Origin of the sequence: Bradyrhizobium rifense (assembly GCF_008123425.1) — a bacterium.
Taxonomy (GTDB): domain Bacteria; phylum Pseudomonadota; class Alphaproteobacteria; order Rhizobiales; family Xanthobacteraceae; genus Bradyrhizobium; species Bradyrhizobium rifense.
The window spans coordinates 1-26,494 of the sequence record NZ_VSSS01000023.1 but is presented as its reverse complement, the minus strand read 5'-3'; the positions used below and the strand labels follow the sequence as shown (position 1 = coordinate 26,494).

The 26,494-nt window shown below is 63.6% G+C and carries 28 protein-coding genes and 1 tRNA gene; 22 read left to right on the top strand and 7 right to left on the bottom strand.

From position 1 onward, the window contains the following. The first annotated feature begins 264 nt into the window (after positions 1-264). From FXB40_RS13170 to FXB40_RS13155, 4 genes are all read left to right on the top strand, one after another. Positions 265-858: a beta-1-3, beta-1-6-glucan biosynthesis protein gene (locus FXB40_RS13170; protein WP_148772617.1), complete on the top strand. Its 594-nt coding sequence runs from the start codon at positions 265-267 to the stop codon at positions 856-858. Between the two features lie 222 nt (positions 859-1,080). Further along, a complete protein-coding gene (locus FXB40_RS13165) occupies positions 1,081-3,741 on the top strand; it encodes a glycosyltransferase (RefSeq protein ID WP_148772616.1) in 2,661 nt (886 codons plus the stop codon). A gap of 272 nt (positions 3,742-4,013) precedes the next feature. After that, positions 4,014-4,089, top strand: a tRNA-Lys gene (locus FXB40_RS13160). A 274-nt stretch (positions 4,090-4,363) separates the two neighbouring features. Continuing rightward, the gene (locus FXB40_RS13155) at positions 4,364-4,681 is read left to right on the top strand and encodes a hypothetical protein (protein WP_148772615.1); all 318 of its coding nucleotides are present in this window, start codon (positions 4,364-4,366) and stop codon (positions 4,679-4,681) included. Positions 4,682-5,971: 1,290 nt separating this feature from the next. Here FXB40_RS13155 and FXB40_RS13140 read toward each other — a convergent pair. Beyond that, a complete protein-coding gene (locus tag FXB40_RS13140) occupies positions 5,972-6,151 on the bottom strand; it encodes a hypothetical protein (RefSeq protein WP_246207581.1) in 180 nt (59 codons plus the stop codon). 292 nt (positions 6,152-6,443) lie between these two features. Here FXB40_RS13140 and FXB40_RS13135 point away from each other — a divergent pair, with 292 nt between their 5' ends. Beyond that, positions 6,444-6,635 carry a hypothetical protein gene (locus FXB40_RS13135; protein WP_148772613.1) on the top strand — a complete coding sequence of 64 codons (192 nt, stop codon included), beginning with the start codon at positions 6,444-6,446 and terminating at the stop codon, positions 6,633-6,635. A 262-nt stretch (positions 6,636-6,897) separates the two neighbouring features. Here the strand turns inward: FXB40_RS13135 and FXB40_RS13125 are convergent, their stop codons facing one another. After that, on the bottom strand, positions 6,898-7,164 hold the full coding sequence (locus FXB40_RS13125) for a hypothetical protein (RefSeq protein ID WP_148772611.1): 267 nt from the start codon (positions 7,162-7,164) through the stop codon (positions 6,898-6,900). 48 nt (positions 7,165-7,212) lie between these two features. Next, positions 7,213-7,902 (bottom strand): hypothetical protein, encoded by a 690-nt coding sequence (locus tag FXB40_RS13120; RefSeq protein WP_187436857.1) that lies wholly within the window; start codon positions 7,900-7,902, stop codon positions 7,213-7,215. Positions 7,903-8,180: 278 nt separating this feature from the next. Between FXB40_RS13120 and FXB40_RS47890 the strand changes: the two genes are divergently transcribed. From FXB40_RS47890 to FXB40_RS13105, 4 genes are all read left to right on the top strand, one after another. After that, positions 8,181-8,351, top strand: a complete 171-nt coding sequence (locus FXB40_RS47890; RefSeq protein WP_187436856.1) for a hypothetical protein — start codon at positions 8,181-8,183, stop codon at positions 8,349-8,351. A gap of 292 nt (positions 8,352-8,643) precedes the next feature. Further along, entirely contained in the window at positions 8,644-8,886 is a 243-nt protein-coding gene (locus FXB40_RS13115) for a hypothetical protein (RefSeq protein WP_148772609.1), read from the top strand. A gap of 145 nt (positions 8,887-9,031) precedes the next feature. Beyond that, positions 9,032-9,295, top strand: coding sequence for a hypothetical protein (locus FXB40_RS13110; RefSeq protein WP_430647199.1), 264 nt, complete (start codon positions 9,032-9,034; stop codon positions 9,293-9,295). Positions 9,296-9,440: 145 nt separating this feature from the next. Continuing rightward, on the top strand, positions 9,441-9,731 hold the full coding sequence (locus tag FXB40_RS13105; protein WP_148772607.1) for a hypothetical protein: 291 nt from the start codon (positions 9,441-9,443) through the stop codon (positions 9,729-9,731). 15 nt (positions 9,732-9,746) lie between these two features. Here FXB40_RS13105 and FXB40_RS13100 read toward each other — a convergent pair whose 3' ends face one another. After that, positions 9,747-10,667, bottom strand: coding sequence for a LysR family transcriptional regulator (locus FXB40_RS13100; protein WP_148772606.1), 921 nt, complete (start codon positions 10,665-10,667; stop codon positions 9,747-9,749). A gap of 106 nt (positions 10,668-10,773) precedes the next feature. On the opposite strand from FXB40_RS13100, the gene FXB40_RS13095 reads away from it, so the two are divergent. The 12 genes from FXB40_RS13095 to FXB40_RS13040 all read left to right on the top strand — a co-directional run bounded on the left by FXB40_RS13095 (position 10,774) and on the right by FXB40_RS13040 (position 22,268). Then, positions 10,774-11,097 (top strand): Dabb family protein, encoded by a 324-nt coding sequence (locus tag FXB40_RS13095; protein ID WP_148772605.1) that lies wholly within the window; start codon positions 10,774-10,776, stop codon positions 11,095-11,097. Continuing rightward, positions 11,094-12,173, top strand: a complete 1,080-nt coding sequence (locus tag FXB40_RS13090; RefSeq protein ID WP_148772604.1) for a maleylacetate reductase — start codon at positions 11,094-11,096, stop codon at positions 12,171-12,173. The genes FXB40_RS13095 and FXB40_RS13090 overlap by 4 nt, the downstream gene beginning before the upstream one ends. 4 nt (positions 12,174-12,177) lie before the next feature. Further along, positions 12,178-13,539: an amidohydrolase family protein gene (locus FXB40_RS13085; protein ID WP_148772603.1), complete on the top strand. Its 1,362-nt coding sequence runs from the start codon at positions 12,178-12,180 to the stop codon at positions 13,537-13,539. A gap of 21 nt (positions 13,540-13,560) precedes the next feature. Beyond that, complete coding sequence (locus FXB40_RS13080) at positions 13,561-14,463, top strand: NAD(P)-dependent oxidoreductase (protein WP_148772602.1); 903 nt, start codon at positions 13,561-13,563, stop codon at positions 14,461-14,463. A 15-nt stretch (positions 14,464-14,478) separates the two neighbouring features. Beyond that, the gene (locus tag FXB40_RS13075; RefSeq protein WP_148772601.1) at positions 14,479-15,363 is read left to right on the top strand and encodes an intradiol ring-cleavage dioxygenase; all 885 of its coding nucleotides are present in this window, start codon (positions 14,479-14,481) and stop codon (positions 15,361-15,363) included. Between the two features lie 63 nt (positions 15,364-15,426). After that, positions 15,427-16,818 carry an FAD-linked oxidase C-terminal domain-containing protein gene (locus FXB40_RS13070; protein ID WP_148772600.1) on the top strand — a complete coding sequence of 464 codons (1,392 nt, stop codon included), beginning with the start codon at positions 15,427-15,429 and terminating at the stop codon, positions 16,816-16,818. Continuing rightward, positions 16,815-18,329 carry a sugar ABC transporter ATP-binding protein gene (locus tag FXB40_RS13065; protein WP_148772599.1) on the top strand — a complete coding sequence of 505 codons (1,515 nt, stop codon included), beginning with the start codon at positions 16,815-16,817 and terminating at the stop codon, positions 18,327-18,329. The genes FXB40_RS13070 and FXB40_RS13065 overlap by 4 nt, the downstream gene beginning before the upstream one ends. Then, entirely contained in the window at positions 18,322-19,272 is a 951-nt protein-coding gene (locus FXB40_RS13060) for an ABC transporter permease (RefSeq protein ID WP_148772598.1), read from the top strand. The genes FXB40_RS13065 and FXB40_RS13060 overlap by 8 nt, the downstream gene beginning before the upstream one ends. Further along, a complete protein-coding gene (locus tag FXB40_RS13055) occupies positions 19,269-20,243 on the top strand; it encodes an ABC transporter permease (protein ID WP_148772597.1) in 975 nt (324 codons plus the stop codon). The genes FXB40_RS13060 and FXB40_RS13055 overlap by 4 nt, the downstream gene beginning before the upstream one ends. Positions 20,244-20,290: 47 nt before the next feature. After that, positions 20,291-21,265 (top strand): sugar ABC transporter substrate-binding protein, encoded by a 975-nt coding sequence (locus FXB40_RS13050; RefSeq protein ID WP_148772596.1) that lies wholly within the window; start codon positions 20,291-20,293, stop codon positions 21,263-21,265. A gap of 70 nt (positions 21,266-21,335) precedes the next feature. Further along, positions 21,336-21,623, top strand: coding sequence for a YciI family protein (locus FXB40_RS13045; protein ID WP_148772714.1), 288 nt, complete (start codon positions 21,336-21,338; stop codon positions 21,621-21,623). Between the two features lie 363 nt (positions 21,624-21,986). Beyond that, positions 21,987-22,268 (top strand): hypothetical protein, encoded by a 282-nt coding sequence (locus tag FXB40_RS13040; RefSeq protein ID WP_148772595.1) that lies wholly within the window; start codon positions 21,987-21,989, stop codon positions 22,266-22,268. Positions 22,269-22,495: 227 nt separating this feature from the next. On the opposite strand, the gene FXB40_RS13035 is transcribed toward FXB40_RS13040, so the two are convergent. The 3 genes from FXB40_RS13035 to FXB40_RS13025 all read right to left on the bottom strand — a co-directional run bounded on the left by FXB40_RS13035 (position 22,496) and on the right by FXB40_RS13025 (position 25,847). Next, positions 22,496-23,458, bottom strand: a complete 963-nt coding sequence (locus FXB40_RS13035; RefSeq protein WP_148772594.1) for an alpha/beta fold hydrolase — start codon at positions 23,456-23,458, stop codon at positions 22,496-22,498. A 503-nt stretch (positions 23,459-23,961) separates the two neighbouring features. Next, positions 23,962-24,354 carry an NUDIX hydrolase gene (locus FXB40_RS13030; RefSeq protein ID WP_148772593.1) on the bottom strand — a complete coding sequence of 131 codons (393 nt, stop codon included), beginning with the start codon at positions 24,352-24,354 and terminating at the stop codon, positions 23,962-23,964. 377 nt (positions 24,355-24,731) lie between these two features. Further along, complete coding sequence (locus tag FXB40_RS13025; protein WP_148772592.1) at positions 24,732-25,847, bottom strand: AI-2E family transporter; 1,116 nt, start codon at positions 25,845-25,847, stop codon at positions 24,732-24,734. 314 nt (positions 25,848-26,161) lie between these two features. On the opposite strand from FXB40_RS13025, the gene FXB40_RS13020 reads away from it, so the two are divergent. After that, entirely contained in the window at positions 26,162-26,389 is a 228-nt protein-coding gene (locus FXB40_RS13020) for a hypothetical protein (protein WP_148772591.1), read from the top strand. The last annotated feature ends 105 nt before the right edge of the window (positions 26,390-26,494 follow it).

Genomic DNA, 26,494 nt, shown 5'->3' with positions numbered 1-26,494 from the left:
CCTCCGCGAGGGTCAGTCGATTACCTGCTCGCACGCCGTCTGCCAAGGGGGTGACGCCGGCGAGGCGCTCGCTCTCCCCGGCGAATTGGGCTGCGGCCGTTCGACCGGGCCTTAGGATCGTGACTTTGCTGGACAAAAATCCAATTACAGGTCATTGGATTTTGCGGGACTTTTCCGCCGCATTGGAGACCCATTTGGACGCCATCACGTCGGCGTCCGCGAGGTTCTCCCGCGCGGGCGGACGGCTGAGATATTGGGGAATTCATGCGGCGACGGGTGTTCGAGTTACGAAATGCGGTCCTGCGGCAGTTCGCCGCCACCTTGGCCGTGACCTCCCTTGTCCTCCTGGCGGGCCTCCATGCCGCCTCCGCCCAGAGCGGGACGCCGACCCCGGATCAAGGCAAGCAGCCGGCGGCGCAGGCCACCGACGCCGCCAAGGATGCCAACCAGAAGCGGACTGACGAGTTCGCCGAAGCTGCCCGCGCCATTAATGGCCCGGCCGGCAATCCCGAATGCGTCTGGCTCGGCCGTCGCGCGGTTCAGTTGATGTACAGGGACGACCTCGATACCGCCTTCCGCCACATCGATCTTTACGACCGCTTCGGCTGCCCCGGTGGTCACATCCAGGCCGCGTTCCGCTGCCTGACCCGCTTCCTCACCCAGATCGACGACAAGGTCCCGAACAGCCTGAATAATCTAACCCAGGCCTGCTGGATCAACCCGGCTGCGCAGCCGCAGCAGACAGCCGCGGCCGCCTCGCAGCCTCCGGCGCCGACCACCGGCAATTCGCAGCCCCCCCAGCCGGCCGCGAGCCCCGCGCCTGCGGCTAGCCCTTCGCCGCCCGCGCCCCAGAAATAGCCGCGATCGTTTCAGCCTCCGTTCATGAACGATCGGCGATAGCAACTGACGGCACTGCCGCGCGTTGATCGGACCGGACAAGGCCATGCCCTGATAAGGACATGAGGCCATGACAGTTGAGAAACCGCGCGGCAGAGGTATGCTCCCTTTGCCGCGGACTTGGTCGGATCTCGGGGTCGGATCCGCTTCCCTGCCCCCTCAGCCCCTTTTGGTTTAGCCGCGATGCGCGTTGTCGCCGCCGTTCTGTTGCTCGTGTCCGTGCTCCATGCCGGCCTCTGGGGAGTCCTGCGCGACAAGGAACCCGCGCCGGACTTCAAGGGCCTGCTGCCCAGCCTGTCTTATACGCCGTTCGAACCGGGACATATTGTCGATAGCAACGTCGACCCTGACAAGATACGTGCCGATCTGAAAAAGCTCTCGACCCTCACGCGCGCCATTCGATCTTACTCGGCAACGGAAGGCAACGAATTGGTGCCGCCGATCGCCGCCGAGTTCGGGCTCAAGGTCACGGTCGGAGCCTGGATCGGCAAGGATCCGGAGCGCAACGAGCGGGAGATCAAGGCTGCGATCGCGCTCGCGCGCAAGAACAGCAACGTGAATGGCGTCGTCGTCGGTAACGAGGTGATCTATCGCGGCGAGCAGAAGGTCGAAGACCTTATCGAGATGATCAAGCAGGTGAAGGGCGCGGTCCGCGTGCCCGTCACCACCGGCGAGATCTGGAACATCTGGCGCGACAACCCCGAGCTCGGCTCTAACGTCGATTTCATCGCCGCCCACGTGCTGCCCTATTGGGAAAATTTCCGCTCGGACCAGGCGGTCGACCAAGCTGTTGACCGCTACAATCTTCTGCGCAACCAGTTCCCGGGCAAGCGCATCGTCATCGCCGAGTTCGGCTGGCCGAGTGCGGGCTACAATTTGCGCAACGCAGACCCCGGTCCGTTCCAGCAAGCCCTGACGCTGCGCAATTTCGTCGGCCGCGCCGAAGCGCTTGGCATGGACTACAACATCGTCGAGGCGATCGATCAGCCTTGGAAATACTTTGAAGGCGGCGTCGGTCCGTACTGGGGCATCCTCAACGCCAGCCGCGAGCCGAAATTCGCCTGGACCGGCCCGGTCCAGAACCCCGATTATTGGAAGCTGATGACGATCGCGCTGCTGGTCGGCATCCTCTTGTCGCTGCCGATCCTGCGGCTGGAGCAGCCGACCGCCAGGCAGGCGTTCCTGCTGTCGGCCACCGCCAACGGCGTCGGTGCCTGGGCCGCGACCGTGTTCGCGTTCTGGAACGGGCACTATTTCCTCTTCGGCTCGGCCTTCGCGCTGACGCTCGGCATGATCCTGCTTGTGCCGCTGGTGCTGATCGCGATGGCCCGCGTCGACGAAATCGCGGCCGTCGCGTTCGGCCGGCCGCCGCAACGGCTGCTCGCCAAGGGCAAGCCGATCGAGAACGTGCCGGAGAATTACTACCCGAAGGTCTCGATCCACATCCCCGCATATTTCGAGCCGGTCGAGATGCTGAAGCAGACGCTCGATGCGCTGTCGCGGCTCGACTATCCGAACTACGAATGCGTGGTCATCATCAACAACACGCCCGATCCCGCCTTCTGGCAGCCGATCCAGGATCACTGCCGCGCGCTCGGTGAACGCTTCAAGTTCATCAACGCCGAGAAGGTGCAGGGCTTCAAGGCCGGCGCGCTCCGCATCGCCATGGACCGCACCGCCGTCGACGCCGAGATCATCGGCATCCTCGATGCAGACTATGTCGTCGAGCCCGACTGGCTGAAGGACCTCGTGCCGGCATTCGCCGACCCGCGCGTCGGCCTGGTGCAGGCGCCGCAGGAGCATCGCGACGGCGATCTGTCGATCATGCACTACATCATGAACGGCGAATATGCCGGCTTCTTCGACATCGGCATGGTCCAGCGCAACGAGCTCAACGCCGTCATCGTGCACGGCACGATGTGCCTGATCCGCCGCGCCGCGATGGACATGGCCGGCGGCTGGTCATCCGACACGATCTGCGAAGATTCGGATCTCGGGCTTGCGATCCAGGAGCTCGGCTGGACCACCCACTACACCCGCCATCGCTACGGCCAGGGCCTGCTGCCCGACACCTACGAGGCCTTCAAGAAGCAGCGTCACCGCTGGGCCTATGGCGGCCTCCAGATCGTCAAGAAGCACTGGCGCCGCTTCCTGCCGGGCCGGAGCCGGCTGACGCCGGACCAGAAGCGCGAATACGGTCTCGGCTGGCTGAACTGGTTAGGGGCCGAAAGCCTCGGCGTGGTCGTGGCGCTGCTGAACCTCGTCTGGGTCCCGATCGTCGCCTTCGCCGACATCGCCATCCCCGACAAGATTTTGACACTGCCGATCATCGGCGCCTTCATCGTCTCGCTCGCACACTTCCTGTCGATGTACCGCGCGCGCGTCGCAATCAAACCCGGCCAGATGCTGGGCGCCATGATCGCCGCGATGAGCGTGCAATGGACGGTGTCGCGCGCGGTCGCGCAAGGACTGATCACCGAGCACATCGCCTTCGCGCGCACCTCCAAAGGCGGCCTGTCCAGGATGTCGATCGAGTTCCAGGCGTTCTGGGAGGCCGTGATCGGCGCCCTGCTCCTGATCGGCTCCGGCGTGCTGATCGCCTCCAACAGCTTTAGGCAGATCACCGAGATCTACATCTTCGCCGGCGTCCTGGTGCTGCAGAGCCTGCCGTTCCTGGCCGCGGTCGCGATTGCGATCCTCGAGCTCAGCCGCATCAACTCGTTCCAGTTCTGGCACGACAGCGCGATCCGCACCGCCGAGCTGATCGGCCTGCGCCCCGTTGCCCTGCCGGCACCCGGCAACGCGCAGCCGGTGCCGAGCGAGGTGCGGCAGGAGGCGAACTGATCTCGACGTGGATGACGGCCGCCAATCAGGTTGAAAATCCCGGGCTAAGCGGCGGAAACGTAGGACGAATCCCCGCCTCTGGCGCGATCTTCGGCCGCCGCGCGCGCTATTGACCTCAGCGCCTCATCCCCCTACACAGCGCGGGCCGAAAGCATGATCCGGAAACAGCCGGTTTTCCCCGCAGCGCTTCAGTCAAACGCGGCGGCAAGACATGCTTCTCCAAATGACCGAAGACGATGGCGATCGATTTCTGAAGCCATCGGCGGCCATGGGAGCGCGTAGCTCAGCCGGTAGAGCACGTGACTTTTAATCACGGGGTCCTGGGTTCGAGCCCCAGCGCGCTCACCACCTCTGTGCTGCCGCTGGCGGCCCGGGCACCGAGCCACGTGGATGACCTGCTTCTTCTTCCACTCCACAGCGACGAAGCGCCGGTCGATCCGACAAGTTCTCCCGAATATGGCGAGGCTGACGAAAAGCGGCGGGCGGAGCAGCGCGAAAGCGCCCCACGTTGGGGGTACGGCCCGATCAAGCCCGTTACTGCCTACCCCTTTTTAGCCGTGGCCTTTTCGACCGTTTGAGATCAGCTTCGGTCCTGAAGAGAACTCTAATCAAGTGCGTTCTCATGGCTAACTCACCATCCATCGTGCCGCAGAGTGCGGCCAACCGCGATGTCTACATTGTGCTTGAGGACTTCGGCGGCCGTTTGGGGCGGGCCTGGTCCGAAACGGCAGAAGAGGACAGCAATCGTGCGACTCTGCTGCGGCACCTGATCGAAGGCCATTACATTCGTCCAGCTCGCATCGTCGCCTTCAACACGACCGAGGGATGGTCGCGCGATGTGACCGCGGATATCGCGGATGAGCTGCGCCGTCGCTTCGTCGAATTCGAGGACGTGGCGCCCTCCATGCTGGAATTCCTTGAGAGAGCGGTGAAGCACTGAGCGACAGATTCGCAAAGCGCACCGGACGAAGCTGCACGCGAAGTCCTCGAGCATCGGATGAGTTGGTCGCGCGAGTTTGACGAGCCGATATTGCTGCCTGAAGGTCGCACGCTGGCGACGCGGCGCGATGCCGAAGAAGGAGCATGATGCGCCGGAGTGGCGTGCGGCCATGGAAGCCTAGCGCCTGGTGATCGAGCGTGGCGGCCCCACGCTGTTCGCCCGGATCGGCATAATGCGGGCGCTGAATCGGCACTACGTCCCGGAGCTCAACCCCAAGGGCAAAGAGCCGCATTGGGGCCGGCGCAAGCTCAAGAGGGATCAATGACCGTCTTCAAACGGGGAAAGGCCGCAGGGTGGTTCCAGCCCCCACTGCGGCCATCCCGGGCAACTAGAAATTTATTAGTACTCAAATCTTGCCGGTGTTCTCACAGTAGAACACCCCGTTCCGAATAAGGAATCCGTATAACTACCGGAGACCACTGTTCCACCCATTGTCATTAACAGCCGAACATGGCACGGCTCGCTTTCCAGCCCCCCAATGCTCCCGGCGGCCGATCCAATTGCGGACCAGAGTGCCAGGAGTGCTAGGCCCGCCAGTGTGACCGGCGGGCCTTTTGCTGTCGCCGCCTCAGCCGCCGACGGTGCGTCGTCAGCCGGTGCCGGTCGCGCCTTTTGTGTACTCGACGACGGCGCTTCTTGTGCGTGCGGGAATTGCGGTGACAATTGCGGTGACAGTGCTGGACTGTCACCGTATTCCGACACGCTCCATGCGCGCGAGCTCGTCGGTGTCGTCCGGATGTCGCCCCATGTGGCGGGATCACACTCCGGCACCCACCCCGCCGTCAAGAGGCTGCAACGTGGCGGGCTATCCGCCACAGCTTGAGCAGGCGTTATTGTTGTCCATCCATCGCCGGGTGGCCTCGTCGCTCCAACCCGGGACGGCGAAGCCGGGGGTCGCCACGCCTTGACCGGGAGCAACGAGTTGAGTGGGGGGAACGAATACATGCTGGCGCGTGCGCAATGGTGGTGTTGAGCGATGCACCGTGGCGGCATTCCCCGTAGCACTCAGAGCAAGCAATAGGCCCAGGGCCAAAACGGACCGCATCATCGCTGTTTCCAATCGAGCGTTGCCGGCCAGACATGTGGTTCGGCCGTCAATCATCCCCAAGTGCCGGTGGCTTCACGATCGCTCAATTCAGCGGGATCGCTGCGATGCCTGACCGTCCGACCAAGATCACCTTCGGCGAGATGGAATTGCAGTCCAGTGCAGTCCAGCACTGTCACCGTATTCTACTTTACGGTCTCTTCGTCTCTTGCCATCGCGTCAAGTCTATCCAATTGACCGGCTAAACCCGCAAAGCTCTTGGCGATGTTCCCGAGTACAAAGGCGCGGCTTTCGGAAATGTCGGGACTTGAAGAGAGGGCCTTGTAATGATTTGCAAGTTCCTTGCATCTGGCGGCCGTCATCATGTGGGGCTCCATAAATTTCCCGAGTGGGGCGAAGCTCTGTTCCGTCGATGAGCTTTCAGAACACGGCTTGAGCAAAGAGGCCGACACCTGAGGTGGCCTCTCGACAGCACAACGCCACCAAGCTGAATATTGCTCGGTGGCGTTGGATTAGACCTGGACAGCGCAATCCGCCAAGAGTGGCACAAAGTGCACATGCCCGCTGTCGAGTCTGGTCAAAATTGCTCACTCGCCGTCGTTCGCGACGTGTTCTATGGAAACAAATGCCTTGATCTATCCCAAGGGGATCGGCCCCATGCCGACGAACGCGATCTATCTCTATTCGGCGCCGGGGACGGCTGCGGTTTTGATTGAAGGCACCTGGCGCGGCAGCGCCGAAGAGGACATGATTTCCATGCCATCGCCGGGGATTGCAGCGTCCGGCGCCAGCGCAACGCCACCAAGCATTATTCGGCTTGGGGGCGTTGTGAGCGACGGAGCTGCCTAGCTACGAGCGAGCTGCTTCGCATATATCCGAACGCGACCCTGCGTGGTCATTCGCAGTCTTCCCGTCAAGTGGACCACGTAGCCCAGTGCGATTAACCGGTCCCTGTGTGCGGCTGGAATTAGGGGCGCCCGGCCATTTACAGGCACGTTGCCAACCAAAAGCAGCGATGCGCACTCTTCATCGGTTAGTATTTCTGTCTCTGAGGCCATGACCTGAGGATGGACCGCTTCGGCAATCCTGCAAGTTCAATTTTGATCAGACCTCAAAATAAAGGCCGCCTCAGCTGGCGGCGATGCTCGGCGCCGTCCCGACCTCCTAGCAATCGATAATTTGACACCGGCCGGCGCCGCGTTTCGATGGCGGCATGACCAAGGCAGAGAACCGAGCAGCCGCGAAGGCCTATCACCGGGAACAGGCTTAGAAGCGCCAAGCCGCCGAGCGGGCGGAAGCCGTCAAGGCCGATCTGGCCGAGCTCGAGAAGCTGCGGCTCTATCTCATCTTCGGCAAGAACGCCGGCGAGCCAGCGCACGAGCTTGTCAGCCGCGAGACGGTGTCGGCCCTCCGCCTTGACGCGCCTTCAGCTTTCCGGCGCTGCAACTGTCGCCGGCGCAGTCAGCGGAGCGCCTCCAACCGAAACGGGCCCGATGGTTTTCGACTGCCGATCCATCCGTTTGCGCATCGCTGGGGACAGTCCATAACGCGCATGCGCTCTTCTAATGGAGGAAGTGACGTCCGACGTCATTGTATTTTGCAGCGCGTCGATCTTCGCGATCAGCGTCGAAAGCTGCGGCGATATCTTCCTCACATCGCCCCGTTCGTCCGTGATGCTCTGTCGGAGAGACAGGAGGGTCGTTGAATCCTGCTGCCGCAGAGCCGCACTTTGCTGCAATGAGGAATTGATCTCCTGCAGCGAGGCGGCCTGTTGCTGCTGGGCCGACTGGATGTCCTTCAGGGCGGCGACAATCGGATCCGGTTTTGCGGCGGGCTCTTCCTGGCGCGGAAGCAGCGCAGCCAGGCTGCTGATGTTCGGCGACGGAAGCTCAAACGACGGAAGATCAAACGGCAATGTATAGATCGCCGCCGCGCCATTGATCGCCAGGGCACACACCGCCAGTGCCAGGACGGATTTCCGGCTGGACCGTTTGCCCGGTGCCGGCGCCTCCAAGGCTTCGTGTTCGGCGTCCGGCTCGAATGCTGCGGCTGCAAGGGCTGCGGCGTCGAGGTGTTCGACAAAGCCCGGCGTTTCCGATGTCGTGGTCATGCGCATTGACCTCATGAGCAAGCAAAAGGAGGCCGTCGCCGGAACGTCATCGCGACGCCTCCCTTACGCAGCACTCACTTACAACTGCCTAAAATTGTGGGCTTTTTGGATTAATTCCACGTTAGCGACGTCGCCCCCAGGCATGTCCGGACACCCCGGCCGATTACGGGGCCATGCGATGGAATTGCGGTGGAAACGTTAGTCCTGTTCCACCCGCTTTGCCGAAAAAGCCAGAGGACAACCGGCTGGAAAGGTGTAGGATTCGACCAAACGGGAGGTGCGGCATGTTTGAAATCACCGGTTTCGACACGGCAGGCGTCGTCAATTTGAAGCGGGAGTCGCTCGCCGCCGCCCTCAAGAAGGCCAGGGAGCTGATCGCGGACGGATGCCGCGACGTCCAGATCGTCGATCCCCAAGGCCGGGTCTACACCTCGTTTGAGGAGCAGGCAGCCTAGCCGCCCCGCGCGCCTTCGGCGTCGCAATTGCTAATGAGACCCTGACGCCTGGGAGCGCGGGGCCCTTTCGACATATCAATTGGTAACGCGACAGGCTTTCCCGCGGTCAGCCTCAGCAACTTCCTCTGACCCGTTTCGCCCCTCCGCCGCCTCGATCGTTGCTGCGCGCGCGAAAGCAACGCCATTGCCTTGCCGCGTGCCCCCCTTGGCTCGCGCGGGCCACGTCGTTGCCAACCAACTCATTTGAGCGCACCCTTCGGCGAGGCGCGCAGACGCCGCACGGGAGAGACACATGAAGGAACCGGGCCTGGACGGTCGCCATCGGGACAAGGATGGCGCGATCGGCAAGAAGCACGGCAACACGCTGGTTGGCACGTTGCGCAAGATCTACGGCAGGGGTTTTGCGGCCGGCTATCCGGATGCGACAACACTCAGTGAGGTCTTGCATCAGTTGAACGAGACGTCGCTGAGCCAACTGCGTCGCGATCACGAAACAGGGCATCTGGGGCATAAGATCGACCACGCCCCGAAGTGACGGACTTCGCTCGGCCAAATTGATGTCGTCAAACCTGACAGCCGGTCGGCAGCGACCTGGGGCGGTCGGGCTGGGCTATTGATCGGCCCCACCGCACTTGCCCCACCGCATTTGCCGTTTGAGCCTTCCGAAACGCGCCGCTAGGATGAGCCTTTTTACGGAGGCTCATTTGAAACAGTTCATTATTGTCGCAGCCATCGCGCTGCTTGCCACGGCGCCTGCCCGATCCCAGGGCCTGGTCGATCCCAGCAAGGTTGCTCCCGAATACCGCGAAGCGGCCGAAAAGCGCCGCGCCGAGCAGATCCGTCAGCGCGAATGCGCCCTGAAGGCGGATCTGGCGAAGGTGCTGCCGCGAGACCGGACCGACTATCTCAATCACTGCCTCGACACGATGGCCGCGAAGCAATAGCGGGTTGCGGCCGGTTGCGCTGCAAGACGTACGTGCAAGACCTGCGTGCAAGACGTACTTGAAAGTCGCAACCGGCCTTCAGGCTTTCTTCAGATGTTCGGCTCACCGTGGGCGCCGATTTCCAATCATCATTGATTGTCGGCGCATGAGTTTCGTCCAGGTCCAGTGCACGCGCTGCAAGACGATGTTTCGCGATCGCGCGGGACGGTTGCAGGACGGCTATTCCAGGCAATGTCCCGGTTGCGAAGTCGTGTTGTTCTTCGCCGAGGACTCGCAGCATCCCTTCATCAAGCGTGCGATGCGAAATGCGCGGAAGGCCCGCAAGGAACAGCACGAGGCCGCGGCCATCAGGCGTGCTGCTCCGCCGGAACCGCGTGCGGCTCCCCGGTCGCGATCGTCCATCGGACGGACGCGGGCGCAGGAACGATCCGAGTAACGCGCGGGCGGCCGTTTACGTCGCCTCGATCCAGATCCCGGCATCGGAATGCGCGCGGATGTGATCGACCAGAAAGTCCGAAAACACCCTGATCTTCGCCGGCAGCCGGACACGGTTCTGGTAGGCCACGTTCATCGTCAGCAGCGGTAACTCCCAGTCGGTCAGGACCGGCACCAGCTTGCCGGCCGCGATGTCGCTCTGCACGATGTAAAGCGGCTGGATCAGGATGCCGAGTCCTGCGCGCGCGGCGCCGCAGATGATCTGGCCGTCATTGCTGTCGAGCGTCGGCGCGATGCGAATGGTCTGCGTCGCGCTGCCCTGGCTCAGTCGCAGCGAATAGGGATCGTTGGCGAGGTTGTAGACCAGCATGTCATGGCGCGCGAGATCGGCGGGATGCTCGGGGATACCGTGCGTCGCGAGATAGGATGGTGCCGCCGCCAGCACGCGGCGCATCTGTCCGATCCGGCGGATGATGATGTTGGAATCCGGCTCCTGCTCCCGCGTGCGGATCGCGACGTCGATGCCGGCTTCGATGAAGTCAGGATAGCGATTGGCGGCGATGATCTGCACATCGAGCTTCGGATAGAGTTTTCGAAACGCCGGTAGCATCGGCGCCATGTAGATCATCGCAAAGGACAGCGAGCTCGTGACGCGCAGCATGCCCTTGGGCGACAGCGCGCGATCGCTGACGGCGTCCTCGGCCTCAGCAAGCTCGTTGAGCAACGTGCTGCAACGCTGCAGCAGCTCCTGCCCGGCTTCGGTCAGCCACTGCCGGCGGGTGTTGCGCTCGATCAGCCGGACCGCGAGCCGCTCCTCCAGCGCGCTCAGGTGCCTGCTCGCCGCTGCGTTCGACATCCGCAAGGTGTCGGCGGCCTTGGAGAGGCTGCCGAGCTCGGCCGTCTTTGAAAACACCTCGAGTTGGAGAAGGCGGTCCATTCTTCCTCAAAATGGAAAAGAGACTTACGGTTTTTGGCCTTTATTTCCGATTTCTGCAAGGCAAGATAGGCCCAACAAGTAAGATACAGGCGAGGAAATCTGGAAAATGTCGGGCCCGATCAAGCACATCGTGATGTGGCGGCTGCGCGGGGAGACCCCTGCGGAGCGGTCGGCGGCCAGATCCAAGGTCAAAACCCTGTTCGAGGGCCTCAAGGGCCGGATCGAGGGCCTCACCCATATCGAGGTCGGCGCTGACATCAGCGATGTCGATTACGCCTGCGACGTTGTCCTCGTCTCCGAGTTTACCAACAGCGCGGCCCTGAAGGCCTACGCCACCCATCCAGAACATCTGCGGGTGCGCGAGGAGCTCGGCGACTTGCGGATCGGGCGCTTCCAGGTCGATTATCCCATCAAAGAGACCGGCGCATGATCGGTTCGTTCACCTTTGAAAATCTGCCCTGCCGCGTCGTGTTCGGCAGCGGAACGCTTGCCTCGGCCAAGGCCGAGATCGAGCGTCTCGGCGGCAAGCGCGCGCTGGTGCTGACCACGCCGCAGCAGGAGGCGCAGGGCGCCAAGCTCGGCGCGGCCTTAGGCCCGCTCTATGCGGGCATCTTCGCGGGCGCCACCATGCACACGCCCATTGAGGTGACCGAGCGCGCGATTGCGGCGATGAAGGCGTGCGACGCCGACTGCGTGGTCGCGCTCGGCGGCGGCTCCACGACTGGCCTCGGCAAGGCGCTCGCCCTGCGCACCGGCGTCAACCAGCTCTGCATTCCCACCACCTATGCCGGCTCGGAAATGACCCCGATCCTGGGTCAGACCGAAAACGGGCTGAAAACGACGGTGCGCGACGTGGCCGTGCTGCCGGAGACCGTGATCTACGACGTCGACCTGACGCTGACGCTGCCGGTCGGGCTCACCGTGACCTCCGGCATCAATGCCATCGCGCATGCGGTGGAGGCGCTCTACGCCCGCGACACCAATCCCGTGACCTCGCTGATGGCGGAAGAAGGCATCCGCGCGCTCGCACGTGCCCTGCCCGCAATTGCTGCCAAGCCCGACGATCGCGCCGCCCGCAGCGATGCGCTCTATGGCGCCTGGCTATGCGGCGTGTGCCTGGGCACCGTCGGCATGGCGCTGCATCACAAGCTCTGCCACACGCTCGGCGGCACGTTTGATCTCCCGCATGCCGAGACGCACACCATCGTGCTGCCGCATGCGCTTGCCTATAACGCACCCGCGGTGCCCGAGGCGATGACGCGCATTGCGCGTGCCATCGGCGCTTCGGACGCATCTCAGGGGCTGTTCGACCTTGCCAAGAAATTGGGTGCCAAGGTCGCGCTACGCGACATCGGCATGCCCGAGAGCGGCATCGACAAGGCGGCTGACCTCGCCGTCACCAACGCCTACTGGAATCCGCGTCCGCTCGAACGGGGCGCCATCCGCGACCTCATTGCGCGGGCCTGGGCCGGCGAGCCGCCGGTCGCAACCAAAGCGGCAGCCTGACGACATGCGACGCACCCTCATCCAGTCAGCAACAATCATCAGCATGGACGCGTCGATCGGCGATCTCCGTGTCGGCGATGTGCTGGTGGAGAACGGGCGGATCGCCGAGGTGCGTCCCGGCATCGACGCCGCCGACGCCGAGATCGTCGACGGCCGCGGCCGTATCGTCATCCCCGGGCTCATCAACGCGCATATGCACACCTGGCAGACGGCGCTGCGCGGATATGCTGCGAACTGGACGCTGCTCGAATATTTCCGCCGCATGCATGCCGGGCTCGCGACCTTGTTCGCTCCCGACGACATCTACATAGCCACCCTCGTCGGTGCGCTGAACCAGATCAATTGCGGCGCCACCACGCTGGTCGACTGGTGCCACAACAACCCGACGCCTCATCATACCGACGCCGCCGTGCGCGGCCTGATCGAGAGCGGCATCCGCGCCGCCTTCTTCCACGGCTCGCCGAAGCCTGAGCCGAAGCCGGGCGAGCCGCATTTCTCGGAGGTGCCGCATCCGCGTCGCGAGGTCGAACGGCTGCTGGCAGGCCCCCTCGCCGACCGCGACGGCCTCGTCACGCTCGGGCTTGCCATTCTCGGCCCGCATTATTCGACGCTCGACGTGTCCGTGCATGACTTTCGTCTGGCGCGGGAGCTCGGCCTGATCGCCTCGATGCACCAGGGCGGTGGTCCCGCAAAGACACAAGGCGGCTGGGAGAAGCTGATCGAGGCCGGCCTCGTCGGCCCTCACGTCAACATCGTCCATGGCAACGACCTGCCCGATGATCTCCTGCAAAGGCTGATCGATCTCGGCGTCACCTTCTCGGTAACGCCGGAGAACGAGATGATCCAGGGCCATGGCTTCCCGATCACCGGACGGCTGCTCAAGCGCGGCGTCCGTCCCACCATCGGCATCGACCTGGAATCCGTGCTGGCCGGCGATCTGTTCTCAGCCGCCCGCGTCGCGCTGTCGATGCAGCGCGCCCTCGACAATGCGGAGTCACGCAAGAGCCAGGGCACCATCCCGGCGACGACCACGATCCCGGCCCGGGAGGCGCTGCGCTGGATCACCACCGAAGGCGCCCGCATGCTCGGCCGCGAGAGCCAGATCGGCTCGCTGACGCCGGGGAAACTCGCCGATCTCGTGGTCATCAATGCGGACGATCTCAATCTGTTTCCGGTCCACGATCCCGTCGCCACCGTGGTGATGCAGACGAGCCTTGCCAATATCGAGGCGGTGATGATCGGAGGCCGCTGGAAGAAACGGAACGGAAAACTGCTGGTCGACGGTCTCGCGCAGAAGAAAGAACTGCTCGAACGCTCCGGCCAGCGGCTGGTGCAGAACATCGAACGACAAGGGCACGCCGCGTGACGCGGCCAACGGACAACAACAATGACTGACACAAGCAAACAGATCGCCTTCATCGGCATCGGCAAGATGGGCCTGCCGATGTCGCTACTCGTCGCCAAGGCCGGCTATGCCGTCACCGCCTTCGATCAGAGCGCCGCGCGGCTCAGCGAGGCGCGCGAGCACGGCATTGCTGCCGCGGGCTCGCCCACTGAAGCCGTCAACGGCCGGCCTACGGTCATCACATCGCTCCCCGACGACGCCGCCTTGCGCGCGGTGATGCTCGGCCCGACCGGACTGATCGGCGCGATGGCGCCGAAGGCCGTGCTGATCGAGACCAGCACGGTCAGCGCCGAAGCCTCCGCCGAGGTCGATGCCGCCGCACAGGCGCGTGGCGTCGCCTATCTGCGCGCGCCGGTCTCGGGGAACGCCAGCATCGTCCACACCGGCGCGCTGAGCTGCTTCGTCTCCGGGCCCAAGGACGCCTTCGAAAACGCAAAACCGCTGTTTGCGAGCTTTACCCACGCCCAGACCTATCTCGGCCCAAGCGAAGAAGCCCGCTACGCAAAGCTCGCGGTCAATCTCATGATCGCGGTCTCGGCGGCGATGATGGCCGAGAGCCTGGCGCTGGCGCGCAAGGGCGGCATCGGCTGGCAGGACATTCTGAAGGTGCTGGATGAGAGTGCGGTCGCCTCCCCCATGGTGAAATACAAGACCGCGCCGCTGCGCAGCCGTGACTTCGTGTCGAGCTTCTCCTGCAAGCAGATGGCCAAGGATCTCGACCTCATCCTCAGCGCCGGCCATGTCGTCGGCGTGCCGCTGCAGCTCGCAGCGCAGGTGCGCGAGACCTACGGCGCGCTGGTCGCGCAAGGCGATGGCGAGACCGACTTCATCGCGACCGTGAAGCATCTCGAGCGGCTGTCCGGCCTGGACGAACCCAAACTCTGATCGGCGGAGGCGAATGTGCGTAATTTCAGCGAGACCAACATCACCGACGCCGTGCTCGAGCGCATCGCAGGCGCCACCGATCCCCGGATCAAGCAGGTCAGCGAAGCGCTGGTGCGTCACCTCCACGCCTTCGTGCGCGAAATCAGGCCGACCCAGAAGGAATGGGAGTACGGCATCGACTTCCTGACCCGCACCGGCCACATGTGCGACGACAAGCGCCAGGAGTTCATCCTGCTGTCGGATACGCTCGGCGTCTCCATGCTGGTCGACGCGATCAACCATCCGGTGCCCGAAGGCGCGACCGAGACCACCGTGTTGGGTCCGTTCTTCGTCCAGGCCGCGCCGGAGAAGCAAAATGGCGACGATATCTCCGGCGCCATGGAAGGCGATCCCATGATCGTCACCGGCTCGGTCTCGACCGTCGACGGCCGCCCGCTCGCGGGCGCCGTGGTCGACGTCTGGCATTCCGACAATGACGGCTATTACGACGTGCAGCAGCTCGACGAGATCGGCGATCTCGCGATGCGCGCCCGCTTCCACACCGACGCCAACGGCCGCTTCCATTTCTGGTCGATCAAGCCGGCGGCCTATCCGATCCCGCATGACGGCCCGGTTGGCGAGATGCTGGAGGCGCAGGGTCGTCACCCCTGGCGCCCGGCGCATGTCCACTTCATGATTTCGGCACCGGGCTTCGAGCAGCTCGTGACGCATGTGTTCGTCGCCGGCGACAAATATCTCGACTCTGACGTGGTGTTCGGCGTCAAGGACAGCCTGATCCACGACTTCGTCCGCTGCCCGGCCGGCCGTGCGCCGGATGGTCGCATGGTGGATGCCGCCTACTATCACCTCAACTATGATTTCGGCCTGAAGCAGGCCGCAAGCAACGCGCAGGCGGCATAAGCCGAACGTCGAATCGACGGACTGACAACAGTCCGCGACAAGGACGGATAACAGGGAGAGACGATGGGACCGCGGGTCAACAGTGCCGCTTTGGCTGAACGCCTCACGGGCGTGATCGGTCCGCGTGCGACCATCGCGCGCGGCGTGCTCGACCAGCATGGCCAGAGCGAATCCTATTATCGCGCCCTGCCCCCAGACATCGTCGTCTATCCCGAGACGACCGCGGAAGTCGTTGAGATCGTCAAGCTCTGCGCCGGCGTGAACATGCCGATCGTGCCGTTCGGCGCCGGCACCTCGCTCGAGGGCAACGCGTCCTCGGTCGAAGGCGGCGTCTGCATCGACTTCGCGCGCATGAACAAGGTGCTGACGGTCCACGACAGCGACATGAATGTCGTGGTCCAGCCCGGCATCACCCGCAAGCAGCTCAATGCGGAACTGCGCGGCACCGGGCTTTTCTTTCCGATCGATCCCGGCGCCGATGCCTCGATCGGCGGCATGACGTCGACGCGCGCATCGGGGACCATGGCCGTGCGCTACGGCACTATGAAAGACAACGTCATGGCGCTGGAAGTGGTGCTGGCCGACGGACGGGTGATCCGCACCGCCAGGCGCGCCCGCAAATCGGCGGCGGGCTATGATCTAACGCGGCTGTTCGTCGGCGCCGAAGGCACGCTTGGCGTCATCACCGAGGTCACGCTGAAACTGCATCCGCTGCCCCAGGCGATCTCGGCGGCCGTGTGCAGCTTCGACACCCTGCACAACGCGGTCGATACCGCGATCGGCATCATCCAGGCCGCCATTCCGGTCGCCCGCGTCGAGCTGCTCGACGACGTCATGATGCGCGGCATCAATGCCTACGCAAAACTCGGCTATCGCGAGGCGCCGACGCTGTTCTTCGAATTCCACGGCTCGGAGAGCGCCGTTGCCGAACAGGCCGAGCTGGCGCAGGCGATCGCCGCCGAGCACGGCGGCCGCGGTTTTGAATGGGCCAGGGCGCCGGAGGATCGCAGCCGGCTCTGGCATGCCCGCGACAACACGCTGTATGCCGGTCTGGGCCTGCGGCCCGGCGCGCGCGCCGTCATCACCGATGTCTGCGTGCCCATCTCGCGGCTCGCCGAATGCCTGACCGAGACGCGCCGCGATGCCGATGAGCACGGCTTCACCGCCCCCATCGTCGGCCATGTCGGCGACGGCAATTTCCACATGCTGATCCTGGTCGATCCCGCAAAGCCTGATGAGATCGACGGCGCCAAGGCGCTGCAGGCCCGCATGGTGGACCGCGCCATCGCCATGGACGGCACCTGCACCGGCGAGCACGGCATCGGGCTTGGCAAGATCGATTATCTCACCGACGAGCTCGGCGAAGCCGTCGACGTGATGCGGTCGATCAAAACCGCGCTCGATCCGGAAGGCTTGATGAACCCCGGCAAGATCTTTGCGGGAGCAAAGCCATGACCCCTCCCAGCGAGACCTCAGCAACGCCGCTGCTCGAGCTGCGCGGCATCAGCAAGACGTTTCCCGGCGTCAAGGCGCTGGACGATGTGTCCTTTGCGCTCTACGCCGGCGAAGTCCACATGCTGCTCGGCGAGAACGGCGCCGGCAAGTCGAGCCTGATGAAGGTGCTGTGCGGCGCTTACCAGGCCGATGCCGGGGAATTCTTCTACAAAGGCGAGAAGGTCACGATTGCGTCCACCGCGGACGCGCAAAAACTCGGCATTGCCGTGATCTTCCAGGAATTCTCGCTCGTCCCCTATCTCGACATCGCCCAGAACATCTTCCTCGGCCGTGAGCCGAAGGGCCGCATTCCCGGCACCATCGACCGCCGCAAGATCCTGGCCGATGCCAAGCGCCTGCTCGACACGATCGGCTTCGACATCGACCCGTCCGTCGTGGTCAACACGCTCGGCGTCGCCCAGCAGCAGATGGTCGAGATCGCAAAGGCCATCAGCCAGAACGCGCGCATCCTGGTCATGGACGAGCCGACCGCCGCGCTGTCCGACCGCGAGACCGAGCTCCTGTTCGCGCTGATCGCGCGGCTGAAGGTCGACGGCGTCTCCATCGTCTACATCTCGCACCGCATGGCCGAGGTGTTTTCGCTCGGCGACCGCATCACGGTGCTGCGCGACGGCCGCCGCATCGACGGTGTGCGCCCGGCCGACGTCACGCCCGACCAGCTGGTCCGCATGATGGTCGGCCGCACCGTCGACATGACCTATCCGCGCAATTTTGCCGACAAGCCCGGCGAGCTGCTGCTCCAGGTCAAGGGCCTGACGTCATCCAGCGGCATCTCGGACATCAACATCGAGGTGCGCCGCGGCGAGATCGTCGGCCTCTGCGGCCTGGTCGGATCCGGCCGCAGCGAGGTCGCGCGCGCGATCTTCGGCGCCGACCCCACCACATCGGGCGAGATCGTGTTCGACGGCAAGCCGATCTCCGGCGAGCCGGATATCGCCGCCCGCCGCGGCATTGCGCTGATCCCGGAGAGCCGCAAGAGCGAGGGGCTCGCGCTGCTGCGTTCGGTCGGCGACAATCTCGTGGTCTCGGCGCTGCGAAAGCTGTTCCCGAGCGGGCTGTTCGATCCGCGCAGCGGCCAGCGCACCGCCGACGGCCTGATCCGGCAACTCCGCATAGCAACGCCAAGTGCGCGACAGACAGTCGGCCTGTTGTCCGGCGGCAACCAGCAGAAGGTCGTGATCGGCAAATGGCTGGCGGCCGGCGCAAAACTCTTCATTTTCGACGAGCCGACGCGCGGCATCGATGTCGGCGCCAAGTCCGAGATCTTTGCACTGATCGACCGGCTGGTCGCCGAAGGCGCAGCCGCCCTGATGATCTCGTCCGAGCAGGTCGAGATCTGCCACGTCTGCGACCGCGCCTATGTGATGCGCGAGGGCCGCGTCGCCGGACATTTGGCGCGCAACGAGCTGACCGAGGAGAACATCGTGCGATTGGGGATGCATCATGCGTGAGGCCGCAGTCGTTTCACAACCCAATCCGCTGCAGCGCATTCCCGGCGTCGCCATCGTGCTCGGCACCCTGATCGTGCTGTTCGGGGCGATCGCACCCGGCTTCCTCACGCCGGCCAATCTCTCCAACGTGCTGGTGCAGTCGACCATCCTGACCATGCTGGCGCTGCCGATGACGCTGATCATCATGACCGAGGGGCTCGACCTCTCGATGGGCGCGGTGCTGACGCTGACCTCGCTCTGCGTCGCCATCGTCTCGCTCGCGACCCAATCGATGCTGCTTGGGCTGGGCGCAGGCGTGCTGGTCGGCGCGGCCTTCGGCATCGTCAATGGCTGGCTGGTCGCGATCCTCGGCATTCCGCCCTTCGTCGCCACCCTCGGCACTCTCGGCATGGCGCAGGGCCTGTCTCTGATCGTCTCCGACGGCCAGAGCGTGGTCGGCATTCCCCACAGCGTCCGCGACATCTATTCGGCGACCTTGCTCGGCATTCCCGTGCCTGTCGTGATCGCGCTCGTGACTTACGTGGCCTTCCACGGCCTGCTCTATCACACCCGCTTCGGCAGCTATGTGTTCGCGCTCGGCGGCAATCGCGAGGCGCTGCGCTATGCCGGTCTGTCGCCCAACAAGCTCCTGATCGCGGTCTACGCAATCGGCGGCACCATGGCCGGCATCGCCGGCCTCTTGATGACCGCCCGCATGAATTCGGGGCATCCGACCGCGGGGCTGGGGCTTGAGTTCGATGCGATCGCGGCGGTTGCGGTCGGCGGCACCTCGTTCGAGCGCGGCAATGGCTGGCTGCTCGGCACCCTCCTTGGCGTCATCGCCGTCGGCGTGCTGCGCAACGGGCTGAATTTGATCTCGCTGCCCTCCTCGGTGCAGGTCGCAAGCGTCGGCGTCCTCGTCATTGTCGCGCTGTTCCTCGACGGCCTGCGGAGCCGCACATGACCGACATCACCAAGGAGGCTCTGTCGCCGCCACGTTCGTTCCTGTCCCAGGACGCGATCCAGCTGTTCTATCGGCTGCTCGCCGTGTTCCTGATCTGCGCCGTGCTGGCGGTGTTGAACGACTCCTTCCTCAGCCTCGGCAACATCCTCAACGTCCTGCGCCAGGCGAGCCTCACCTTCTTCATCGCCTCGGGCCTGACGCTGGTGGTGCTCACCGCCGGTCTCGATCTCTCGGTCGGCGCCAATGTCGCGCTGTCCGCGTGCGTCGCCGGGACCGTGATCCACACCACCGGCTCACCCACGCTCGGCATCCTGACCGGGCTTGCCTGCGGCGGCATCGTCGGCCTCCTCAACGGCATCATGGTGACGGCGCTGCGCATCCCCTCGTTCATCGCCACCTACGGCATGCTCTGGGTGCTGAACGGACTGACCTACTGGTACATGGCGGGCGAGACGCTGCACGGCTTCCCCGCCGGCTTCCGCCAGATCGGCAGCGGCTATCTGTTCGGCCTGCCGATCCCGGTCTATCTGCTGCTGGTGTTCCTCGGGATCGGAACGCTGTTTGCCCAGCGCACGATCTGGGGCCAGGAGATCTATGCGATCGGCGCCAATCCCGTTGCCGCCCGCCTCTCCGGCATTCCGGTCACACGGCGCCTTCTGCTCGTCTACGCCGTCTCCGGCACCATGGCGGGGCTCGCCTCGATCATCTTCCTGTCCCGGCTCAACTCCGCGGAGGCCGACATCGGCGAAAGCCTGACCTTGCCCGCGATCGCGGCCGTGCTGATCGGCGGCACCTCGCTGTTTGGCGGCGTGGGCACCGTGTTCGGCACCTTCATCGGCGCGCTGATCCTGACCTTGGTGCTGAACGGCATGAACCTGTTGTCAGTCAGCGCCAATTGGCAGCCGCTGGTCACCGGCATCATCGTCATTCTCGCGGTCTGGCTCGACATGAAGACCCGCCGCCGGACGTAACGAGTTTTCAAGCAATCCAACAAAGCAAGATGGGGATGGAGACGAACATGAAACAGAGACTGGGCTATCTCGCACTGCCGCTCGTGATGGCGGCCGCCTTCACGACGCAGGCGCGCGCCGACGGCGAGACCATTGCCGTGTTCACCAAGAACCAGACCAACCCGTTCTTCCAGACGGTGCGGGTCGGCGCCGACAACATGGCGAAGACGCTGAACGCCAAGACCCTGCAGTACATTCCGACCAAGCCGGACTCGATCCCCGAGCAGCTCAGCCAGATCGAGGACGTCGTGGTGAAGAAGCCGAGTGCGATCGTGTTCACGCCGGTCGACTACAAGGCGATGGTTCCGGGCGTCGAGAAGATCAACGATGCCAAGATTCCCGTCGTCAACATCACCGACCGCTCCGCCGGCGGAAAATTCCTCTCTTTCGTCGGCGCCGACGATTACAGCCTTGGGCTCGAGACCGCGCGCTTCCTGCTCAAGACGCTCGGCGGCAAGGGCAACATCGTCATCATCGAGGGCGTCAAGGGCTCGCTGACCAATGTCGATCGCGTTCGCGGCTTCAACGACGCGCTGAAGGAAAATCCGGGCGCCAAGCTCCTGGCCTCGCAGCCCGGCAATTATCAGCGGCTTCAGGCGCTCCAGGTCATGGAAAACCTGATGCAGTCGAATGCGCAGATCGACGGCGTGCTCGCTGCCAACGACGCCATGGCGGTCGGCGCGATCGAGGCGCTCGACGGCGCCAACCGCAAGGCGCAGGTGATCGGCATCAACGGCACCAAGGAGGCGATCGACGCCATCAAGTCCGGCAAGCTGCTCGCAAGCGGCGACTACAACGGATTTGCCCAAGGATGCCTCGGCACCATGATGGCGGTCCGCAGCTTGCGCAACCAGCCGATCGTCAATGAGATCGTTCTGAAGCCGACCGTCATCACCAAGGACAATTACCAGCCCTTCGACCAGCCGCTCGAGCAGCGCGTCTGCCCGACCTTCGAAGAGGCCAGCAAGCTCAGCGCGAAGTAGTCGCAGCCTGTTCTGATCAAACGCCGGGACGGCTGAGATGACAGCCGTCCCCGAAAATCCCGGAGACATCATGCTGTTTGCCATCCACGCCATCGACCGCACCGGCGCGCTGCCGACGCGGCTTGCCAATTACGATGCCCACAAGGCCTTCCTCGGCGACACCTCGCGCTTCGGCGTCAAGATCGTGATGTCGGGACCGCTGGTCGCCGACGACGGCACCACCATGATCGGCAGCCTGTTCCTGATCGAGGCGCCCGGCCGCGCCGAGGTCGAGGCCTTCAATCACGCCGATCCGTTCGCAGCGGCCGGCATCTGGGAGAAGGTCACGATCACCGGCTTCCTGCGGCGGCAAGGCTGAGCAGCGCCGCGTTCTTCGGTGTGCACTTGTTGGATGGCCGGCCAACTGATGTCCGGTCATCCACCAACAGCGGCCGAAATGCGGACATTTCCTGAGGTCGCAGATGGGCCAACAGCGGAAATTCCGCCAACCTCAGATCGTCTCATTGCGGAAACCAGCCCGCCGCAGGCCGTTCTCAAATCGTTTGAGACCATCGCGTTCTCGCGGGTGCCGGACCGGTCATAGGATTTGCCTAACCAGGATGAAGTAGACGCCCCGCGCGAGTGGTGCCACCGATTTGACTAATCGTGAAGCAGGACTCGTTGGAACGGCGTGACCCAATCCCTAGCTAAGCAGGCGTGGTTCTCGATTGGAGAAAATGCAATGCGTTCCATTTTGGCCTTGGGCCTTTTGATCGCCCTGTGCGGCGTTGCGAACGCGGCGCCGGCGCACCACACCCACCGGCACGCTGAGGTTCGCTCCAATCAGGGCACGTTCGCACCGGGCTCCGCTTCGAGCTTTGCCTACGCGCCACCTCGCCTGCCGCTCCAAGACCGGTCCGGCACCCCGGACTGCGACAAACCTGAACCGTATTTCGGCGCTTGTCAGGGATATGCGCCTGGCGAAAAGGAGCAATTTCTCGATGGTGTGAGACAAGGTGGTTAGATCGCCCAAACATATCGGATGATCTTAACAACTGCGATCGCTGAGGGGGCAAACGAAGGTCTCACCGACGTCAGCAACGGGTCAAAATGCGAAATACTCAACCTGCGCAAATGTAGTCCGCTATGCCTCACTCAGCGGACCTCAACGAGGTGCGCCGCTACTTCGCATTCGGGCCAAAACGCGACATTCCGTTGCTTGCCGCGTCTACGCAAGTGCCCGTTCGCGATCTATAACTGTTTCAGGAATTCCAGGAGCGCATTGCTTACGTCTTTGGCGCGCTCTTGCTGAGTCCAATGACCGCAACCTTTCAAGACTATTGTCTCGCGAAGCAAGGGCACGAACTGTTTCAGGCTAGGGACGAGATGGCTCCAACTCGGCGATCTGTAAACCCCGTCTCGATCGCCAACGACATAGAGTGCCGGGACCTTAACCTTTGCGCCGGACCATGGTGCGAGCAACTCCCAATTGCGATCAATGTTGCGATACCAATTCAAACCTCCTCCAAAGCCGGTGCGCTTGAACTCCTCAACGTAAAATTCGATGTCACTGTCCGTGAGCCACGTCGGCAATGATTGGGTTGTAGGCTTCCCATCAAGCCACCCCCCCTCACTAGGAAGCATCGTGAGCGACGCAGGATCCTCAACCGGCGCATCGCCAGATAGGGCGAACAATGTCGTCTTGATTGCGTTGTGGACGTCTTTTTCGAGTTCTGCCTCGGCAACGCCCGGCGTCTGGAAATACAGTTGATAGAAGCGCTGCTTTTCGGCCCTCGGCATGACAGTGCTTGGTCGGTCGGGACCACGTACCGGAAACGGCACGCTCAAGCCAACGACAGCCCTAAATCGATCCGGTCTAAACAGAGCGCAGCGCCAAGCGACCGGCGCTCCCCAATCATGTCCGACAACGACTGCTTGATCCGTGCCGATCGCGTCGAGCAATCCGACCATGTCTCCGGTCAAATGCAATAGAGTGTATTGATCGATCGCATCCGGTTTGTCCGTCTGCCCATAACCGCGCATGTCGGGCGCGATGGCGCGATATCCGGCGGCAGCGAGCGCTTCCAATTGGTGCCGCCACGAATACCAGCACTCCGGAAAGCCATGGCAGAGAAGCACGGTGGGGCCGCTCCCTGCTTCGGCCAGGTGCATTCGAATGCCATTTGTCTCTATAAATCGAAGTGAGATCGTCATTGCCAACCTCCGCAAGATCATTGATCTGATAGCTAATCAGTCACATTGTGAGCTCCAGCCACAACCGAAGGGGCTCCGCCGACACCCAGTCGAACGGCGGACCGCCAAAACGACATGCTCTACGAATTTATCTTCGAGCCCGCACCCGCCTCCGGCAGCATCGGCGCAAGGTCGGCTTCGGGTCACAACCGGGCTTCCCTGCGCGGTCCGTCCGTGGTCCGCTTCCAGCCCGAAGGCTGACATTCCGTTGCTTGCGGCAGAAGACAGTCATGGGCCCGTAGCCGATGCATTTGGCTGTTCCGCAAAAAGGAGCAGATACGGCGGCTGCAACTGGGTTACCTCCAAACGCGAAAAACCCCAGTGCGCGGAAGCACTGGGGGCGTTTCAAGGAAAATGGATTGGTAAGGCAATGACGTGTCTATAGCAGCCCTCGCCGTGGCAGCTTGTGAACTGGTTCACACATTCGCGGGGAATAATCGGACGATTTGTCACACCCTGCGCGACTAGCTCCGCCGCGGCTTCCGCGGAAACAGGCGATCGCGGATGTAGCGCGAGGTGGCGGTCAGACGGATCCCGCGCGGCTTCTGCCAGGCGGCGCGGTCGAGCTCCTTCTTGTCGCCGATCGCCAGGCGTCCTTTGGCGTTCTTGGCGATGAAGATCGCATCGCTCATCTTGCGCCCGGAACGCTTGTTCTTGGCCGTGACTTCCTTCCAGAGGCTGATCCGGCCGAGCTTCAGTTTGGGCAATTCCTCCTTGATCTCGCGGCGCAGGCAGTCCTTGTCGGACTCGCGCGCACGCTTTCGGCCGCCCGGGAACATCCAGAGGCCGTCCGACCGTCGCCTGACCAACAGAACCTTGCCGCGCTTGGCGGCCACCAGCTTGGAAGACTTCGCCATTACAACTGTCGCAAACTGAAAACAGAATCGCGCCATCGTAACTTGTCTATTTCATTAGACAAGTTTGTCGACCGCCCCGGATACCGTCGGTACCCATCGTTATCCACACGCATGCGAGGTGCGGCAAACGTCCAGGCGGCCCAGCCGGGCGATCGCATATGGCATTTGCACGACCTGAGTGCGCGCCTCGTCCTTCGAGACGACCGCTTCGCGGTCTCCTCAGGATGAGGCTAAGCGGCATCGGCGCTCGTCAAACTACGGCCGCACACTCGGTCCTCATCCTGAGGGCCCGCCAACGGCGGGCGTCTCGAAGGATTGCCACAGGGGAAGCGCTCCCAAATGCGATTGCCCTGAGGCAGCCCTTCGGGGCTACCCGGCTAGCGAACCTCGTCGGCTGGCGGCATCGCATTCGGCTTCGCCGCCGCGGTTCGGTCCTCGGTCCGGATCCACGCCGCCGCCATTTCCCACGCCACCGACAGGATGATCGGCCCGATGAACAGGCCGACGATGCCGTGGGCGAGTGTGCCGCCGATCACGCCGACGAAGATCACGATGGTCGGCGTGTTGAGACCGCGTCCCATCACGAGCGGCTTCAGCATGGTGTCGAGGAAGCCGACCAGGACGAAGAACACGGTGAACACCAGCGCCGTGGTGACGTCCTTGGCGGTCCAGATCCAGATGATCACCGGCAGCAGCACGAGGAAAGCGCCGATCTGCACGATCGACAGCAACAGCACGATGAAGGCGAGCAGGCCGGCGCTCGGCACGGCCGCGAGCTTGAAGCCGATGCCGGCAAGCAGCGCCTGCACGATGGCGACGCCGATCACGCCTTGCGCCACCGCGCGGATGGTGGCGCCGCCCAGTTCGAGAAAATGCTCGCCCTGCTCCGGCACGATGCGCGAGAGGAAACCGCGCCCGGCCGCGACCAATCGCGGCCCGTGCGGAAACAGGAAGCCGGCCACGAACACCGAGACCAGGAACTGGAGCGTGCCGAGGCTGGCATCGCCTGCGAGCGACAACAGCGGTCCCGCCAACGGCTGCAGATAGGGCGCGACCTCGCGCAGCACGGCGCGGATGTTGTTATAGGCCTGGTCCCAGAGCTCGTAGAGCGTCGGGCCGATCACCGGCCATGACTTGATCGACTCCGGCGCCGTCTGGAGCGCGAGGTCGCCGGTGCCGAGCTGGTGCGCCAGCTCCCTGCCCCCGTCCACGGCGCTCACGCCGAGCCATGTGGCCGGGCCGAGGACGATGCCGAGCGTGATCAGGGTAAGGATCGCAGCCGCGGTCTTGGGCCGGCCGCCGAGGACCTTGGAGACCCAGCTGAAGGCCGGATAGAACGCGACCGCGAGCACGCCGCTCCAGGCCAGGATCGGGATGAACGGCCGGATGATGTAGAGCGTCCACAGGATCAGCAGCGCCAGCAAACCGAGGCGGATTACGAGCTGGATGACGTCCTCGCCCGTCAGGAGCTGACGCAGACTTTTCACAGGCACGGCTTTCCTTGCGGCATCAACGCGAGTTCCGGCACTTGCGCGGGCTAGGGTTATTGCCAGCCAGGAGCCGGGCGTCAAGACGACCGGGCGCGCGCACGGCCCCTCGGGGACCGGCCGCGTCGTGCTTCAAGATGAAACCGCTGTGACGAAGGCGCCCGGACGCGCCCTCAGAAGATCGGGAAAATCCCCCAATATCGCGGCCGGAGCCCGGTTTGGCTAACGACGATTAACCGGATTTCAGCCGGCCGATTTACGCCGATGCAAAGGCCCGCCCTTACGCTTTGCCTCGAGGTCCCAAACAGAATTGCGGTGCAATGGCCAACAGTCTCTGGACGATCGAAGAATTCACCTGCCCCGGTTGCAGCATGAACTACACCGCGACAAGGGAAGAGCACGCCGAGCCGCATTCAGGCCAGTTCAAATGCAGCATCTGCAGCGGCGTGGTGCACTCCTGGTCGGGGAAGCATCACTTCTTCAGCTGGTCGGCCGTGAAGACCAAGCCGCCGGTGTTCGGACGGCGCTGGGCCGGGGTTGGGTGGTAGCTCGCGCGGCTCGAAAGTTGGCGGAGTCTGATTGCAACGATCGCCCCGGGATTGGCGCGGCCGGAACTAGCACTACTTTGGCAGATCTGTCTCTTATACACATCT

Bases quoted from the DNA above. Each gene is read 5' to 3' on its own strand.
- FXB40_RS13170 (WP_148772617.1), top strand. From the start codon at position 265: ATGCGGCGACGGGTGTTCGAGTTACGAAATGCGGTCCTGCGGCAGTTC.
- FXB40_RS13165 (WP_148772616.1), top strand. From the start codon at position 1,081: ATGCGCGTTGTCGCCGCCGTTCTGTTGCTCGTGTCCGTGCTCCATGCC.
- FXB40_RS13155 (WP_148772615.1), top strand. From the start codon at position 4,364: ATGGCTAACTCACCATCCATCGTGCCGCAGAGTGCGGCCAACCGCGAT.
- FXB40_RS13140 (WP_246207581.1), bottom strand. From the start codon at position 6,151: ATGATGACGGCCGCCAGATGCAAGGAACTTGCAAATCATTACAAGGCC.
- FXB40_RS13135 (WP_148772613.1), top strand. From the start codon at position 6,444: ATGCCGACGAACGCGATCTATCTCTATTCGGCGCCGGGGACGGCTGCG.
- FXB40_RS13120 (WP_187436857.1), bottom strand. From the start codon at position 7,902: ATGCGCATGACCACGACATCGGAAACGCCGGGCTTTGTCGAACACCTC.
- FXB40_RS47890 (WP_187436856.1), top strand. From the start codon at position 8,181: ATGTTTGAAATCACCGGTTTCGACACGGCAGGCGTCGTCAATTTGAAG.
- FXB40_RS13115 (WP_148772609.1), top strand. From the start codon at position 8,644: ATGAAGGAACCGGGCCTGGACGGTCGCCATCGGGACAAGGATGGCGCG.
- FXB40_RS13110 (WP_430647199.1), top strand. From the start codon at position 9,032: ATGAGCCTTTTTACGGAGGCTCATTTGAAACAGTTCATTATTGTCGCA.
- FXB40_RS13105 (WP_148772607.1), top strand. From the start codon at position 9,441: ATGAGTTTCGTCCAGGTCCAGTGCACGCGCTGCAAGACGATGTTTCGC.
- FXB40_RS13100 (WP_148772606.1), bottom strand. From the start codon at position 10,667: ATGGACCGCCTTCTCCAACTCGAGGTGTTTTCAAAGACGGCCGAGCTC.
- FXB40_RS13095 (WP_148772605.1), top strand. From the start codon at position 10,774: ATGTCGGGCCCGATCAAGCACATCGTGATGTGGCGGCTGCGCGGGGAG.
- FXB40_RS13090 (WP_148772604.1), top strand. From the start codon at position 11,094: ATGATCGGTTCGTTCACCTTTGAAAATCTGCCCTGCCGCGTCGTGTTC.
- FXB40_RS13085 (WP_148772603.1), top strand. From the start codon at position 12,178: ATGCGACGCACCCTCATCCAGTCAGCAACAATCATCAGCATGGACGCG.
- FXB40_RS13080 (WP_148772602.1), top strand. From the start codon at position 13,561: ATGACTGACACAAGCAAACAGATCGCCTTCATCGGCATCGGCAAGATG.
- FXB40_RS13070 (WP_148772600.1), top strand. From the start codon at position 15,427: ATGGGACCGCGGGTCAACAGTGCCGCTTTGGCTGAACGCCTCACGGGC.
- FXB40_RS13065 (WP_148772599.1), top strand. From the start codon at position 16,815: ATGACCCCTCCCAGCGAGACCTCAGCAACGCCGCTGCTCGAGCTGCGC.
- FXB40_RS13060 (WP_148772598.1), top strand. From the start codon at position 18,322: ATGCGTGAGGCCGCAGTCGTTTCACAACCCAATCCGCTGCAGCGCATT.
- FXB40_RS13055 (WP_148772597.1), top strand. From the start codon at position 19,269: ATGACCGACATCACCAAGGAGGCTCTGTCGCCGCCACGTTCGTTCCTG.
- FXB40_RS13050 (WP_148772596.1), top strand. From the start codon at position 20,291: ATGAAACAGAGACTGGGCTATCTCGCACTGCCGCTCGTGATGGCGGCC.
- FXB40_RS13045 (WP_148772714.1), top strand. From the start codon at position 21,336: ATGCTGTTTGCCATCCACGCCATCGACCGCACCGGCGCGCTGCCGACG.
- FXB40_RS13040 (WP_148772595.1), top strand. From the start codon at position 21,987: ATGCGTTCCATTTTGGCCTTGGGCCTTTTGATCGCCCTGTGCGGCGTT.
- FXB40_RS13035 (WP_148772594.1), bottom strand. From the start codon at position 23,458: ATGACGATCTCACTTCGATTTATAGAGACAAATGGCATTCGAATGCAC.
- FXB40_RS13030 (WP_148772593.1), bottom strand. From the start codon at position 24,354: ATGGCGAAGTCTTCCAAGCTGGTGGCCGCCAAGCGCGGCAAGGTTCTG.
- FXB40_RS13020 (WP_148772591.1), top strand. From the start codon at position 26,162: ATGGCCAACAGTCTCTGGACGATCGAAGAATTCACCTGCCCCGGTTGC.